The sequence below is a fragment of the Marinomonas maritima genome (genome assembly GCF_024435075.2).
Classification (GTDB): domain Bacteria; phylum Pseudomonadota; class Gammaproteobacteria; order Pseudomonadales; family Marinomonadaceae; genus Marinomonas; species Marinomonas maritima.
Genome location: NZ_JAMZEG020000001.1, coordinates 776,383 through 792,685, shown reverse-complemented (window position 1 = coordinate 792,685; position 16,303 = coordinate 776,383). Strand labels below are relative to the sequence as shown.

15 protein-coding genes are annotated in these 16,303 nt (G+C 42.8%); 2 read left to right on the top strand and 13 right to left on the bottom strand.

The window, feature by feature from the left end; all coding sequences use genetic code 11:
* Positions 1-16 precede the first annotated feature (16 nt).
* The 13 genes from lpxA to rpsB form a co-directional block, all read right to left on the bottom strand.
* Positions 17-793, bottom strand: coding sequence for an acyl-ACP--UDP-N-acetylglucosamine O-acyltransferase (gene lpxA / locus M3I01_RS03860; protein WP_255894267.1), 777 nt, complete (start codon positions 791-793; stop codon positions 17-19).
* Positions 793-1,230 carry a 3-hydroxyacyl-ACP dehydratase FabZ gene (gene fabZ, locus M3I01_RS03855; protein WP_112137286.1) on the bottom strand — a complete coding sequence of 146 codons (438 nt, stop codon included), beginning with the start codon at positions 1,228-1,230 and terminating at the stop codon, positions 793-795. Before fabZ ends, lpxA begins: the two co-directional genes overlap by 1 nt.
* Positions 1,227-2,267 carry a UDP-3-O-(3-hydroxymyristoyl)glucosamine N-acyltransferase gene (lpxD, locus tag M3I01_RS03850; protein ID WP_255894265.1) on the bottom strand — a complete coding sequence of 347 codons (1,041 nt, stop codon included), beginning with the start codon at positions 2,265-2,267 and terminating at the stop codon, positions 1,227-1,229. The genes fabZ and lpxD overlap by 4 nt, the downstream gene beginning before the upstream one ends.
* A gap of 3 nt (positions 2,268-2,270) precedes the next feature.
* Complete coding sequence (locus tag M3I01_RS03845) at positions 2,271-2,765, bottom strand: OmpH family outer membrane protein (RefSeq protein WP_255894264.1); 495 nt, start codon at positions 2,763-2,765, stop codon at positions 2,271-2,273.
* A gap of 30 nt (positions 2,766-2,795) precedes the next feature.
* Positions 2,796-5,141, bottom strand: coding sequence for an outer membrane protein assembly factor BamA (gene bamA, locus M3I01_RS03840; protein WP_394358964.1), 2,346 nt, complete (start codon positions 5,139-5,141; stop codon positions 2,796-2,798).
* Positions 5,122-6,468, bottom strand: a complete 1,347-nt coding sequence (gene rseP / locus M3I01_RS03835) for an RIP metalloprotease RseP (protein WP_255894262.1) — start codon at positions 6,466-6,468, stop codon at positions 5,122-5,124. Before rseP ends, bamA begins: the two co-directional genes overlap by 20 nt.
* On the bottom strand, positions 6,465-7,640 hold the full coding sequence (gene ispC / locus M3I01_RS03830; RefSeq protein ID WP_255894261.1) for a 1-deoxy-D-xylulose-5-phosphate reductoisomerase: 1,176 nt from the start codon (positions 7,638-7,640) through the stop codon (positions 6,465-6,467). The genes rseP and ispC overlap by 4 nt, the downstream gene beginning before the upstream one ends.
* The gene (locus tag M3I01_RS03825) at positions 7,640-8,443 is read right to left on the bottom strand and encodes a phosphatidate cytidylyltransferase (RefSeq protein WP_255894259.1); all 804 of its coding nucleotides are present in this window, start codon (positions 8,441-8,443) and stop codon (positions 7,640-7,642) included. The genes ispC and M3I01_RS03825 overlap by 1 nt, the downstream gene beginning before the upstream one ends.
* A gap of 2 nt (positions 8,444-8,445) precedes the next feature.
* Entirely contained in the window at positions 8,446-9,177 is a 732-nt protein-coding gene (gene uppS, locus M3I01_RS03820) for a polyprenyl diphosphate synthase (RefSeq protein ID WP_255894258.1), read from the bottom strand.
* 49 nt (positions 9,178-9,226) lie between these two features.
* Positions 9,227-9,784 carry a ribosome recycling factor gene (gene frr / locus M3I01_RS03815; protein WP_112137273.1) on the bottom strand — a complete coding sequence of 186 codons (558 nt, stop codon included), beginning with the start codon at positions 9,782-9,784 and terminating at the stop codon, positions 9,227-9,229.
* 7 nt (positions 9,785-9,791) lie between these two features.
* Positions 9,792-10,514, bottom strand: coding sequence for a UMP kinase (gene pyrH / locus M3I01_RS03810; protein ID WP_112137271.1), 723 nt, complete (start codon positions 10,512-10,514; stop codon positions 9,792-9,794).
* A gap of 128 nt (positions 10,515-10,642) precedes the next feature.
* Positions 10,643-11,503, bottom strand: coding sequence for a translation elongation factor Ts (gene tsf / locus M3I01_RS03805; protein WP_255894257.1), 861 nt, complete (start codon positions 11,501-11,503; stop codon positions 10,643-10,645).
* Positions 11,504-11,588: 85 nt separating this feature from the next.
* Positions 11,589-12,326: a 30S ribosomal protein S2 gene (gene rpsB, locus M3I01_RS03800; protein ID WP_112137267.1), complete on the bottom strand. Its 738-nt coding sequence runs from the start codon at positions 12,324-12,326 to the stop codon at positions 11,589-11,591.
* A gap of 335 nt (positions 12,327-12,661) precedes the next feature.
* On the opposite strand from rpsB, the gene map reads away from it, so the two are divergent.
* Positions 12,662-13,519, top strand: a complete 858-nt coding sequence (map, locus tag M3I01_RS03795) for a type I methionyl aminopeptidase (RefSeq protein ID WP_255894256.1) — start codon at positions 12,662-12,664, stop codon at positions 13,517-13,519.
* Positions 13,520-13,604: 85 nt separating this feature from the next.
* Complete coding sequence (gene glnD / locus M3I01_RS03790; RefSeq protein WP_255894255.1) at positions 13,605-16,298, top strand: [protein-PII] uridylyltransferase; 2,694 nt, start codon at positions 13,605-13,607, stop codon at positions 16,296-16,298.
* Positions 16,299-16,303 lie beyond the last annotated feature (5 nt).

Sequence of the window (16,303 nt, the reverse complement as noted above, 5' to 3'; positions counted from 1 at the left end):
CTTTTAAACATAGTGCCTATCGTATTATTCCACGTTTAGACTGCCGAATGGATAAGATGAACTCGGCCACCTCAGGAATATGAAACATGTCCCCCTTCTCCAATTCTTCTAGCGCGGAATCTAGCGTTAATCCTTTGAGGTATATTCTCTTATAGGCTGAGCGCAAAGCTCGGATAACATCAGAAGTCACACCTCTTCGACGCATCCCTTCAAAATTCATCCCATGAGCCTTGGCTGGGTTTCCAGAAACCATAATGTACCTAGGGACATCTTTAGCAACCATTGATCCCATACCGCACATACTAAATGAGTTCACCTGACAAAACTGATGAATCCCAGTATAACCACCAAGAATAACATGATCACCCACTTTGACATGACCCGCCAAAGCGGCAAAGTTAGCCATTATATTATGGTCACCAACAATACAATCGTGTCCAATATGCGTACTAGCCATAAACAAGTTGTGATTACCGACCACAGTAATACCAGTATCTTGAACAGTACCACGGTGAATCGTCGCATTTTCACGAATCACATTACTGTCGCCAATAACCAACTGTGTTGGTTCACCTTTATACTTTTTGTCTTGGTTCGCCTCTCCAACAGAAGCAAACTGATAAATTTCATTATTATATCCAATTGTCGTATGACCATTGATGACAACATGTGATTTAATAATACTACCAGCACCAATTTTTACATTCGGTCCGATCACACAAAAGGGACCAATCTCCACATCGGAGTCAATCTCTGCTTTCGAATCGATTAACGTTGTTGGATGTATCGCCACTATATCTTCCTGTCTGCACACAGAATAGTTGCAGAGCACGCTAATTGACCATCAACCGTTGCTCTACACTCAAATTTCCAAATACCTCGTTTTTCCGTAACAATTTTCGCTTCTAGCTGTAATCGATCACCAGGCACAACCGGACGCTTAAAACGTGCTTTATCAGAGCCAACAAAGTAATAAATAGAACCATCTTCTGGTTTTTTATCCATGGTTTTAAAACCAAGGATGCCAGCCGCTTGAGCCATTGCCTCAATAATCAAAACACCAGGCATGACTGGGTGATTTGGAAAATGCCCATTAAAGAATGGTTCATTAATGGTGACATTTTTATACGCTATAATGGACTCGTTTAAATTCAGTTCAATAACACGATCCACCAATAAAAACGGATACCTATGAGGTAAGTATTGGCGAATTTCATTTACGTCCATCATTTATTATCAACCTTCTCTAGAAACTTATTAACCTGTTGTTTCAATTGTAAAAACTGCTTTGCCATATCGTCTATTCTTCTGACTCTAGCAACCGTTCGACGCCATTTTGCTGTTGGTTCCATTCCCATTCCAGAAGAGTAAGAACCCGCTTCTGTAATAGAATTACTTATCATACTCATACCAGTAATATGAACGTTATCAGCAAGCGTTAAATGCCCTGCAATGCAAACACCTCCTGAAACAGTACAAAAAGAACCAATTTTTGTACTGCCGGCTATCGCGGTACTCGCGGCAATCGCTGTATTATCACCAATTACCACGTTATGAGCAATTTGAACTTGATTATCAATTTTAACACCGTGCCCAATTAGGGTGTTTTCTATTGCACCACGATCAATTGTTGTACTAGCACCGACTTCAACATTGTCACCAATGACAACCGACCCTAGCTGATCAATTTTTTCCCAACCCCCTTCTTTTGGAGCAAAACCAAAACCGTCCGCTCCAATAACCGAGCTGCTATGAAAAATACACGCTTCACCGACAACAACATCATGGTAGAAAGTGACATTAGGATATAGACGCGTTCCTTTACCTATTTTAGCACCACGACCAATAACACACCCTGCACCTATAGCACAGCCTTCAGCGATATTTGCGTCATCATCAATAACAACATTAGGACCGACAACCACACCATCGGCAATGGTCGCCTTAGGGGAAATAACAGCACTTGGATGAACACCTGACCAGCATTGGATGGGCGGCACAAACAAATGGGATAACTGAGCAAACGCTAGGTAAGGGTTTGATACAACAATAGCATTTTCAACCAGTTGAGCCAGCGCCTCAGTCTTCACCAAAACAGCACCTGCGGACGAAGAGGCCAGCTGATTTTGGTACTTAGGATTTGCTAAAAAACTGAGCTCGCATTCTGTTGCGCCTTTCAACGTCCCTAATTTTTTAATCAGAAGATCACTGTCTCCCTTAACAACACCTTGCACCTTAGCAGCCAATTGCCCTAGCGTGTGGCTCATAGATTAGTTGTCCTTATTAATACGTTTCACCAATTCATCGGTAAGATCCGCGTCAGCATCAGCGTATAAACTTAATTGTCTGTTCAAAACTAAACCTAACTTGCGTTCTTCGATTAACGATTTCAACGCAGCTTCGCCTTGAGGCGTTAAAGACTGTATTAGCTTTTGCTCTAACGCTTTCGCTTGGCGTTGCATATTAGCCGCCATTGCTCGCACCTTATTATCATGCTCTGCCAGTGCTTGACGACGTTTTTTAAATTCACCCTCCGAAAGCGTTAGCTCATCTCGTTTCAAATCTTGAGCCGATAACTCAAGATCAGCCTGTTCTTTCTTTAAACGAGCATCCATCTCTGCGACTTTTTGCTTAGGCTCTTTTGCCGCCTCTTGACCGATATTACTCGCGAGAAGCGCCGCTCTAAAATCGATAACAGCCACCTCTGTTGCTTGTACACTACTCATGAAGCATAGAGTAAAAATTACAGTTATGATTTTTTTCATTGTCAATCCTCTTAAATAATATGCTTTAAGTTAAAAAGTGGTTCCTAACTGAAATTGGAAGAAATCTGTTTTATCACCATCTTTTGCATTTAACGGTTTGGCAAAATTAAATGACAAGGGTGCAATAGGTGTGATCCAAGTCCAACTCAAACCAACACTGTAACGTATTTCTGATAGATCAATACCTTCGTTACACTCTGTATTGCCGGAAAAACATGCGTCAGTAAAAACATTACCGCCATCTAAAAAGAAAGCCGTTCTAACAGACTTATGATCTTCAACCATCGGTAAAGGAAAAATAAGTTCCGCCGTACCTGTCATCAAAATATTACCACCCAAGGCGGAACTAGTATTAGTAGAAGTACTAGAATACGAATTCTTTGGCCCTAAAGAAGAGGCGCCATAACCACGAACGGAATAAGACCCACCAGCAAAATAGTTTTCAAAGAAAGGTAAACTGTCTGTATCTCCGTAGCCAGTACCATAGCCTAAACGGCCTTTTAGCCGGAACAACCACAAATCAGAACTGTTTAAATTCCAATATTTTTGCGACGTGAGTCCAAGCTTGGCATATTGCTGATCACCCACAGGCAATGCAACTTCCAAAGAAGCTTTGGTTGAGTAACCATCCGTTGGCAATACACCACCCACTAAATCACTGTCACTCCACGTTAAGCTGCCAATTAAATCGTCGTAATTATCACCATGCGTATTGACATAATCTTGTGTCTCATTGGATGGATCAGAGCCTAATTTCACCGTACTTTCTTTCACCGTCATTCCAAAAGACAAGCGCTGTGTATCAGAAATCGGATAGCCGTAATTTACTCCAGCACCAATTTCATCAAGGTCATAATCTTCCACATCATCATCAGCATGATCACTGGTTTGATAAAAAACTTGGAAGCCACGACTCACACCATCGACAGTAAAATATGGGTTATCGTAATTAATAGAATAATCTTGCGTTTGATTTGTACGGGTTGCATTAAAAGACAGTTTATTGCCTGTCCCTAAGAAGTTACGCTTAGAGACACCAAACCCAAGCACAGTACCGTCTTCTTGCGAATAGCCAATGCTCGCCTGAATACTACCGGAGGCTTGCTCTTGTACAACAACATCAAGATCAACCTGATCAGAGGTGCCAGCAACAGGGCGTGTTCTTAAATCAACACTTCCGAAAAAACCAAGGCGTTCGATACGACGTTTGGAAGATTGTATTTTAGAGTGCGTTGCCAAAGCCCCTTCAAATTGCGTCATTTCACGGCGTAACACTTCATCTTGTGTTTCACTATTACCACTAAACGTGATGCGACGAACATAGACTTTGGGACCAGGAGTAATTTGATAACTAAGGTTAACCGTATGGTTCTCTAGTTTTTCTGGAATCACATTCACGTTAGTGAACAAATAACCATCATCACCCAATTCAGTTGATATTTTCTCAATGATTTTAGTTACTTCACTACGAGAAAAAACATCGCCACGTTTCTGAGAGATTTGCTTCCACACACGATCTTCTGCAATCGGTAAACTGCCACTCAACGACACGTTATTAATATTATAAGGCTTACCCTCATCAACATTAATAACAATATAAACGTCACGTTTATCCGCAGACAAACTCACCTGACTAGAAACGACACTAAAATCTAAATAGCCTTTGTCTAAGTAAAAGCTTTTTAAAGTATTGATGTCACCCTCTACCTTCGCTTTTGCGTATTCATCTGCAGAGCTAAAGGGGTTCCAGGACCCGATTTCTTCCGCCTCAAAGTTTTTCGTAAGCGTTTCTTGGTCGAAATCCTTATTACCAACAATGTTTATATGAACTATTTTTGCTGTATCACCTTCATCGATATTGATAACAATACCCGTCCGGTTACGAGGCATATCCTCCACAGATATATCCACTTTGGCACTATAACGACCAAGAGCGTAATATTGACGCTGAAGTTCCTGCACAATCTGATTTAAGGTTTCAGGTTTGTAAATTTCACCAATTTCTAGGCCTGATAATTTCAAACCTCGCTCTAAGTCTTCTGTTTTAATGAGCTCATTACCTTCTATGGTTAAATTACCAATAGAAGGTCGCTCAGCCACATCAAAGATCAAGACATTGTTTTCTTCATACACATCAATGTCACTAAAGTAACTGGTGTTAAAAAGAGAACTAATAGCTTGATATACTTTACCTGAATCATAGGACTCACTCTTATCGAATCCTATGACATCAAATGCTCGCGCCGATGGCATCTGTACTAGGCCATCAATTCGAACATCTTCTACTGCTTTTGCAAAACTCTGCACGCTTATTAAAGCCAACAACACCGCTGGAACGAATTTCACATATACCTCTCTACAAGCGGGCAATATCATTAAAAATGGCGATGGCCATTAGAGCAAATAAAAGAGAAGCACCAACACGGTACGCCATACTCTGAATTTTCTCAGAGACAGGCTTACGACGAATAGCTTCAATGCCAAAAAACAACAAATGCCCACCATCTAACATTGGAATAGGCAACAAATTAAGCACCCCTAAACTGACACTCAGGTAAGCCATGAATTTTAAAAAAGACTGCAAACCAGAGTCGGCTGATGCGCTCGCCACTTTTGCAATCGTTATCGGTCCAGATAAATTATCAACCGAAATCAGTCCTTGTATCATTTTCCCAATAGACGAAACCGTTAAAGATACCATTTTAGACGTTTGTGCAACACCATAAGAAAGTGCATCAAACGGACCATAATATTGCTCCCTGATAAGACTTTCGTCCCATTTAGGAGGAACTACAGCCAGCCCAGCATACCCTATCACCTTACCATTTTGCTCGGTAGATTTAGGTAATAATGATAATTTAGTCGAGCCTTGTTCACGCTGCACTTCAACGATCAACGTCTTACTTGGGCTTGCCTGCACTAATGCAACAAACTGCTGCCAGTTTGCCACAGGTTGATCGTTTACCGTTAAAACTTTATCTCCAGGAAAGAAACCTGCCTCAGCCGCCGCTCCGCCCTCCACTACCTGAGCGATAATGGGTAAAATAAGCGGCTGCCATGGTGCCAAACCAAATGCTTTAATCAAATTATTAGGTTCATCACCAACAAGCCATCGATTAAGACGTACACTGTCTTCTTGTAACGAACTCAATCCATCAGGTTGGTACCGAACGATAATGATTCCTGTTTTACCAATCAAGCCCGCTAACACTAAATTTACATCTTCCCACGATGCTACCGATTCACCAGCAATTGAAACAAGCTCATCTCCGGCTTGTATTTGCGTTTGCGAAATAGGCGTATCTTGCTCAATCTGGCCTACTTTAGGCGCAATAGATTGAACGCCAAGTAAAGCTACCAATGCATATATAACAACCGCTAAAATGAAATTCGCGATTGGCCCCGCCGCCACTATCGCAATACGCTGCCAAACTGTTTTTGTATTAAAAGCCTGACTTCTTAATGATTCAGGAACATTTCCCTCGCGCTCATCAAGCATTCGTACATAACCGCCAAGTGGAATCATCGCGAGCGTATATTCTGTTCCCGTTTTACCAACATAACGATAGATAGGTCTTCCAAAACCAACCGAAAAACGCAGTACTTTAACGCCACAACGTCGAGCCACAAAATAGTGACCAAATTCATGAAAGGTAATCAGAAGGCCTAATGCAACAACAATAGAAAGGATATTTTGTATCATGAAAATTTACCGCGAGAGATCATATCCAGAGCCAAATGGCGAGAATATCTATCCGCTTCAAAAACATCATCAAGCGTATTCACCGCCACAATATTTGCGACAGTCAAAACATGTTCATTCAATTTTGCAATATCAAGAAAACCGATCAGGCGGTTCAAAAAAGCCTCTACGGCAATTTCATTCGCTGCATTCAATACCGCCATGGCTGTCCCTCCCATAAACCAGGCATCAGCAGCTAACTTCAAATTGGGGAAGCGCAACAAATCAGGAGACTCAAAATTCAAACGTGCGACATCAATTAAATTCAAAGGAGCCACGTTTGTCTCAACTCTGTCTGGCCAACTCATACCATACGCAATCGGGATCTTCATATCAGGGTTTCCCATCTGAGCAATCACCGACCCATCGCGATATGACACCATAGAATGAATAATACTTTCTGGGTGGACGACCACATCCACCTCATTTGGTGTTACATCAAACAACCAACAGGCTTCGATCAACTCCAACCCTTTATTCATCAAGGAAGCGGAGTCAATAGATATTTTTTGCCCCATTGACCAATTTGGATGTTTACACGCCTGCTCCGGTGTCACCGAGCTCATATCATCTAGAGACCACTTCCTGAAGGGCCCGCCGGATGCAGTCAAAATAATCTTTGACACATCCCGTTTATGAGCGCCGGAAGAAGTCTGCGGTAAACTTTGATAAATCGCATTATGCTCACTGTCTATCGGAAGAAGCGTAACATCATGACGCGCCACCTCATCCATGAACAGCTTCCCTGCCGTGACCAAAGATTCTTTATTCGCTAGCAATGTACGCTTGCCAGCACGAACCCCAGCTAACGTAGGCTTAAGGCCAGCGAACCCCATAATGGCCGCCATTACCTGATCAACATCAGAATCAGAAGCAATACTTTCTAAAGCCGCTTCTCCCCACTCAAACGACGTTGCTAAGCCTTGGCACTGTTGAGCCAATTCATTACAGGTCTTTTCGGATCCCATCACCGCGCGCTGAGGCTTAAAACGGCGACAAATTTCTGCCATTTTATCCACACTTTCGTTCGCTGACGCACTAATCAAAACAAATTTATCCGGATGCTGTGCAATAATTTCTAGTGTACTTTGGCCAATTGACCCTGTTGCACCCAATAAACAAATACCTTGCATCAAAGCCATCCAGCCAAACTTAGCAATAAAACATAAATAGGCGCCGCCGCCGTTAAACTATCGACACGATCCATCACTCCGCCGTGCCCAGGAATCAAATGACTCGAATCCTTTAGCTTCTCATGCCTCTTAAACAAGCTTTCCGTTAAATCACCCAACACCGAGACCGAGGAGGTTAATAACGCAATAACCGAGAGAATACTCCACTGGGTTAACGTGAACCCACTTAATACGGCAAATATAATCACACCCATCTGAGTCAACACTAAACCACCAATAACACCTTCCCATGATTTACCCGGGCTGACAAATTTGGCTAACTTTCTTTTCCCGAAAGCTCGACCCGCAAAATAAGCACCGGAGTCAGCACCCCAAATCAACCCCATCAGCAGTAAAACCCAGACGACGAAATCATCCGACTGCTTTAAAACAACCAAGGCAGTCCAGGTTGTAACCAGCACAAAAACGCCAAATAACAAGCGACTAACAACATGACGCCACAGTAGCGGCGATGGATAACGTACCACCCAATAAAGCGCCAAACCCCATAATAAAGGGCTAATGTAAAGTGACACTTTCTGCAAATTGAAATTAAAAACCCAAAAGCACACAACACCAATAAAAACAGAAAAACCAATGCGGCCTATTTGACTACGTACGCCCGATAAACGAGCCCACTCCCAGCCAGCCAGCAACACAACACCCGCCATGGCGACAATAAAATGTGACGCTTCGAGTACAAAAACCGCACAAATAAACAAAACAGCCATGACTATGGCACTTAAAATTCGAGGAAGTAACATGGCTATCGACCACCATAACGTCGTTGACGATTTTGATACACCTGAATCGCGTCATCAAAATGCTGTTGATCAAAATCCGGCCACAACACCGGAAGGAACACGAATTCAGAATAAGCGGTTTGCCAAAGTAAGAAATTACTAATACGCTCTTCCCCAGATGTTCTAATTAACAAATCAGGCGGAGGTAAGTCAGCCAAAGCAACATGCTGCCCTAATAACGTTTCATCGATATCTTCTGGCGACAACACTCCTGACATAACGAGTTCGGCTATCTTTTTCGCAGCCTGCGCAATGTCCCAACGACCACCATAATTCGCCGCAATCACTAATGTCATTTGGTTATTATTTGCAGTGGCGTCTTGAACACTCTGGATTTGTTTCTGCAAACCAGAACTAAACCCTGAAATATCACCAATAACCCGAAGTCGGATTTTATGCTCATTCAATCGTTTTAGCTCTTTTTTGAGAGAGCGCATAAACAGCGCCATCAAACCATCAACCTCTAACTTAGGTCGTTTCCAGTTTTCACTAGAAAAAGCGAATAGCGTTAATACCTCAACACCAGATCTGGCCGCGGCCTCAACCACTCGGCGAACAGCTGTAGCGCCTGCCGTATGGCCTGCAATGCTTGGTAGATGTTTTTTCTTTGCCCAGCGATTATTACCATCCATTATGATGGCAACATGAGCTGGCCCGACCACTGAATCGGAATCAGCGCCATCTAATTTAGACATAACTTTACCCTAGTCAATAAAAAGGGCGAGCCAAAGCTCGCCCTTTTTATTAGATTTGCATCAAGTCTTTTTCTTTTGCAGCAAGACGCTCTTCAACCAAAGCCACGCTCTTGTCTGTTATTTTTTGAACTTGATCCTGACCACGACGATCATCATCTTCAGAAATTTCTTTTTCTTTCACTAGGTCTTTAAGACTGCTGTTTGCATCACGACGAATATTACGAATAGCAATACGACCGTTTTCAGCTTCGCTCTTTGCCTGCTTAAAGTAGTTCTTACGAGTTTCTTCCGTCAAAGCCGGCATAGGAATTCGAATAAGGTTTCCATTTGTCGCAGGGTTCAGACCAAGATCAGATTTCATAATGGCTTTTTCAATTTCAGGAACTAAGTTATTTTCCCAAGGAGAAATACCCAAAGTACGTGCATCTTCAACCGTTATATTAGCAATCTGACTTAGTGGCGTTTCAGTGCCATAATAATTCACTTTAACCGAGTCCAATATACTAGGGTGCGCACGACCTGTACGAATTTTTTTAAACGCAGATTCAACAGAAGCAACCGCTTTATTCATACGATCTTCTGCATCTTTAAGAATTTCGTTAATCATAACTTCCTCACTTAATCAGTGTACCTTCACTGCCACCAACCATGATATTTATCAAGGCTCCGGGCTTATTCATATTAAACACACGTATTGGCATGCCATGATCACGGGTCAAACATATCGCAGTTAAATCCATGACCCCTAATTGTTTTTCAAGGACTTCATCGTAGCCCAATGTATCATATTTCACGGCAGCCGGGTCCTTCATAGGATCAGCAGAATACACACCGTCAACCTTCGTTGCTTTCAATACAACATCTGCATCAATCTCGATGCCGCGTAAACAAGCAGCAGAGTCAGTTGTAAAGAAAGGATTACCCGTTCCCGCTGAGAAAATCAGCACGTCGCCCTCTTTCATCAATCGCATAGCACGACGTCTATCATAAGGCTCAACAATCCCCGTCATCGTGATAGCTGACATCACTCGGGTCGCAATGTTTGCACGCTCCAATGCATCTCGCATTGCCAACGCGTTCATCACCGTTGCCAGCATCCCCATATGATCACCAGTAACGCGATCCATGCCAGCTTTACTCAACGCCTGACCACGAAACAAGTTACCACCACCAATAACGATACCAACTTCAACACCAATGCCTCGTAGCTGACCAATCTCAAGCGCAATACGATTTAACACTTTAGGGTCGATACCAAAGGACTCATCCCCCATTAGGGCTTCGCCACTTAATTTAAGCAAAATTCGTTTGTATTTTGGACTCTTTTCTTTTGGCATATCAACCTCCGGCAATGGTTTCATTTCTTCAATAACTGAGGTCTATTTATCCGACACTCTCGCATTTGTCTTTCATAAAAAGGGGCAGTCAAGCTGCCCCTTTTTGTTGAAGACACCGCAACCAAGAGTTAACCTCTAAGCTGTGCTGCTACTTCTGCTGCAAAGTCTACTTCAGCAACTTCAATACCTTCACCAACTTCAAGGCGAATGAAAGAGGTCACTGTTGCACCAGCGTCTTTAACAAGCTGGCCAACTTTAATTTCTGGGTTCTTAACAAAAGGCTGTTCAATCAAGCTGTTTTCAGCCAAGAACTTCTTCATACGACCCACAATCATTTTATCAACGATTTCTGCAGGCTTGCCAGCCATGTCTGGCTGAGCACGAACAATTTCTTCTTCTTTTGCTAGAACTTCTGCTGGCATGTCGTCGCCGCGAACTACGCGAGGAGCAACAGCAGCAATGTGCATAGACACATCTTTAGCCAGTTCAGCAGAACCACCTTCCAACTGAGTCAATACAGCGATTTGGCCATTACCGTGAAGGTAAGCGCCCACTAATCCGCCTTCGATAATGACAGCACGACGAGGAGAAATATTCTCACCGATTTTTTGTACCAATGCTTCGCGCGCCTGACCAATTTCACCCGCAAGCAAAACCGCTACATCCGTTTCTTTCGTTGCAAAAACAACGTCAGCAACTTTGTTTGCGAAAGCAATAAAACCTTCGTCACGAGTCGCGAAATCAGTTTCGGAGTTTACTTCAACCAAGATAGCGTAAGAAGAATCGTCAGCGACACGCATAACAATTGTTCCTTCAGCGGCAGTACGGCCCGCTTTTTTAGCTGCCTTCATGCCACTTGATTTACGTAGCTCTTCGATAGCGACCTCAACGTCAGCGTTAGCAGCGACAAGTGCTTTCTTACACTCCATCATGCCTAGGCCAGTACGTTCACGTAGCTCTTTTACCAATGCTGCAGATACTGCGGCCATGTTAAATCCTCTTTTTACCAATTCAAATTTAAAAAAGGAGGTAAGAAACCTCCCTTTAGAAACCAGAACAAACTAGAAAGTTTGCTTACGCTTCAGTAGTCGCTTCACTTACTTCAACGAATTCATCAGCAGTACCAGCAGTCGCAGAACGACCTTCTAGAACAGCATCAGCAAAAGCGCCAACATAAAGCTGAACAGCGCGAATTGCATCATCGTTAGCAGGAATAATGTAATCAACACCATCTGGGTTACTGTTAGTATCAACGATACCGATAACAGGAATGCCCAATTTGTTTGCTTCTTTAATAGCAATACGTTCGTGGTCAACGTCTACAACAAACAAAACATCCGGAAGGCCGCCCATATCCTTAATACCACCCATAGAAAGCTCAAGTTTTTCAAGCTCACGAGTACGCATCAAAGCTTCTTTTTTAGTCAGCTTTTCGAAAGTACCATCAGACACCTGACCTTCAAGCTCACGAAGACGTTTGATAGAGGCACGAATAGTTTTGTAGTTAGTCAACATACCACCCAACCAGCGGTGGTTAACGTATGGCATACCAGAGCGAGCAGCTTGCTCTTTAATCGTTTTAGATGCAGCACGCTTAGTACCAACAAACAAAACCTTGTTTTTGTTCTCAGCCATTTTCTTAACAAGCTCAAGAGCGTCATTAAGAGCAGGAACTGTATGCTCAAGGTTAATGATATGAATCTTGTTACGAGCACCAAAAATGAAAGGCTTCATTTTTGGGTTCCAGTAACGAGTTTGGTGACCAAAGTGTGAACCAACCTGTAGAAGGTCGCGCATAGAGACTGTAGGCATTTTACTATCCTTTATATTTGGGTTATTTGTGCTTACCAGCTAAAAGCGTCAGTCAAACAAGGTTTAAGGCAACCAATGACACCCCAGACACTTTATTTTATTGCGGCAAGATCGTTAGTTTTTTAAAGTTTTTTACCTATTTCGAACCAATAGTCCGACAGGCGGGCGTTTTATACCACATTTGACATAAAACAAAAAGACCTGAATCTTTTTTAACGTGCCCTCTGGCACGTGTTTTTTTTCAATTTGAGAGGCGATTCTATCGCTCAAGTCATGTAGAATATCCCGCAACATACTATCAATATAGACATAAACTATTTAAAGATGCGCTAATTATGAGCAACGAAATCCTACAAAAAGTTGAAAAGCTAACAAAAGATGGCCGTGTAGACGCTCCCAGCTGGACACCTCGACCAGCATCCACTCGCTTCACAGATATCAGCGATATTGAAGGGATGAGAGTGGCTGGAAAACTGGCTGCAGACGTTTTAGTCATGCTGGAGGAATTTGTTGTACCAGGCGTATCAACGGAACAAATAGACATTATCGCTCATAACTACATTATTAAAGAGCAAGGCGCCATCCCAGCACCATTAAACTACCATGGTTTCCCTAAATCTTGCTGCACATCGGTCAATGATGTTATTTGCCATGGTATTCCAAACGACAAAGCGTTGAAAAAAGGCGATACGGTCAATATTGACATCACTATCATCAAAGATGGCTATTACGGTGACACCAGCAGAATGTTTTTCGCCGGACCAGCTCTACCACATGCGGAACGTCTGGCCAAAATTACTCAAGAGTGCCTTTACCTTGCGATTGACCTCGTTAAACCCGGTGTTCGTCTTGGTGATATCGGTGCCGCTATTTCAGCTCATGCTCACAAAAACCACTGCTCTGTCGTAGAAGAGTATTGCGGCCATGGCGTCGGCACCACTTTTCATGGTGAACCGCAAGTTGCACATTATGGTGTAGCAGGCACAGGCGTGATGCTAGAAGAAGGCATGACTCTGACCATCGAACCAATGATCAATGCCGGAAAAAAACAAGTGAAACACACAGGCCCAGACAACTGGATTGCTAAAACTAAAGACGGCCGTCTATCCGCACAATACGAGCACACTTTGCTCGTCACCGCAGATGGTGTAGAAGTACTAACTCGTCGACCAGAAGAAACACGCTTCTCATAAGAGAGGCGCTACTTTTTAGCACTAAGATACAAAACTTACAGATTCATCATTTTAGAAAATATCACTCATTCTTCGAGGCTCTTGTATGGACTTCCCTGCTTTTCCAGACGCTCCGCCATTACTTACTGAGAAAGAGAAAAATGTACTGGCTCAACATAGCTGCTCTATTTCTCACTACAAAGCCATCATTGAAGAAAAAACAACAATATATAACGACCTTTTTCACTCCCTCTACCCAATAGAAAAACTCGTCAAAGGGCTATCTTCGTTTTATGACGAAGTACTACAAGCCGCCTGGATTGCAAAAGGGCTTAATAATGAGAAGCATGTCAGCCTCATCGCCGTTGGTGGATATGGACGTGGTGAGCTTCACCCTAAATCTGACATCGATCTTTTAATCCTTATTAAAAATGAAACGTCGGCGCCCAAAAATAAAATCGAAGCCTTTATCACCTTTCTTTGGGACATCAATTTAGACATCGGCCATAGTGTTCGAACTATCGACGAATGCACCGAAATGGCAGCCAAAGACATCACCATTATTACCAATTTGATTGAGTCTAGAACCCTAACAGGCCCATCAGACTTGCAAGCCACATTAAAGCTACACGTCGACATTTCTCAAATGTGGGATGGCCACTCTTTTTATCAGGCCAAATTAGCAGAACAAAAGCAACGCCACGCAAAATACCAAAATACAGCCTACAACTTAGAACCCAACCTGAAAGAATGCCCAGGCGGGCTAAGAGACATGCAAGTCATCGACTGGGTTGCCAAGCGCCACTTACACACAAACAGATTAAGTGCCCTCATAGAAAAACACTTTTTATCAGAAGATGAATACATTCAACTCAAAGGTGCGGTAAGCCATTTATGGAGAATACGCTGGGCTTTGCACATCGTAGCAGGACGCAAAGAAGACAGACTGCTTTTTGATCATCAGCGCACACTCGCAAAACTGTTTGGATTTGACGACGACGATCTGAAGCGTAATGTCGAACGCTTTATGCAAGGCTATTACCAAAGCGTTGCGGCTATTCAACAACTTAACGACTTGCTCTTACAGCACTTTGAAGAATCCTTTTTAGCCAAAGACGACGTCACTCCTATCGAAATCATTAACAATCATTTTCAGGTTGCTAACGGACAATTGGAAGCTCGCTCCACCACACTATTCCAAGATCATCCGTCTAGCATGCTGGAAATTTATGTTTTACTGGGCACTCATGAGAATATAAAAGGCATTCGCGCCAACACAATGAGGCAGCTGCGCGACAACCTTGAACTAGTCGACGACAACTTCAGAAACCGCAAAGAAAACACAGACCTTTTTTTAGACATAATATCCAGCCCTCACAATCTCACAAGCATATTGAGATCTATGAAGCACCTAGGTTTGCTTGGCCGATATTTACCAGAATTTGGCGCAATCATAGGCCAAATGCAACACGATCTTTTTCATATTTATACCGTTGATGCACACACACTACAGGTAGTTGAAAATTTACGCCGCTTATGGCTTCCAGAGTACAAACAAAAATTCCCTATCTCGAGCCAAGCCATACGCCATGTTCAAAAAGTAGAATTGGTGTACATTGCAGGCCTATATCATGACATTGCAAAAGGTCGTGGTGGGGACCATTCTGAATTAGGCTGCATCGATGCCCAAGCCTTCTGTGAACGTCACGGACTATCAAAGCAAGACACTGAACTTGTTGTTTGGTTGGTCAGAAACCACCTATACATGTCTGTTACAGCCCAGCGCAAAGACATTTCAGACCCAGAAGTAATTTGGGAGTTCGCCAGCTACGTCAAAGACCAAGAGCATTTAGACTATCTATTTATTCTCACCGTAGCTGATATTAATGCTACCAATCCGACCATGTGGAACAGCTGGCGAGCGTCTCTTATGCGTCAGCTATATTTAGAAACTAAGCGCGCACTGCGTCGAGGCTTAGACTTCCCTATCGATGCCGATATGATAAGCGACGAGCATAAACAACGCGCACTGGAAATTATTATCGAACGTAATGTCGATATTATGGAAGCAGAAAAAATTTGGGAATCGATCGAAGACGAGTATTTTATTCGCTCAAATGGTGATGAAATAGCTTGGAATACAGAAGCCATTTTACGCCACCGCCCAAGTGAAAAACCTCTAATAGCAATCACCCCTTTAGGTGGACGTAATTTCTCTGGTGCCAGCAAAATATTCATCTATATGCCCATCAGCAAACACCTTTTTGCTGTTACTGCAGCAACCTTTGAACAACTTGGTCTTACCATTTTGGACGCCAAAATAAGCCACACGACAGACAACTTCACTTTAGACAGCTTTGTTGTTATGGACAGCAATGACAACGACACCAACCTATATCTAGACAAAGAGCGTATCGCTCTTATTCGAAAAACGCTGATGAAACAACTTGAAACACCATCAATGTATGAAAGCGTCGTCCAGCGCCACACACCAAGAATTTTGAAAATATTCAATTCTCCGGCAACCGCACATTTTGTCAGCCAACCCGAAGAAGTGTGGTCTGCACTAGAAATAACTGCACCAGATAGACCTGGACTACTGGCTCTAGTAGGACAGTTTTTCATGAACAACAACATCATGCTTCACAAAGCAAAAATTGCCACACTAGGTGAACGTGTAGAGGATACTTTTTATATCACAGAAGAAAATGGCGACCTTATTACCGACACAGAAAATATGAATAGAATTTGCACCCTTTTAAAAGAGAAAATAGACCGTTTTTCTCAAGCGATGGATTAAAGACC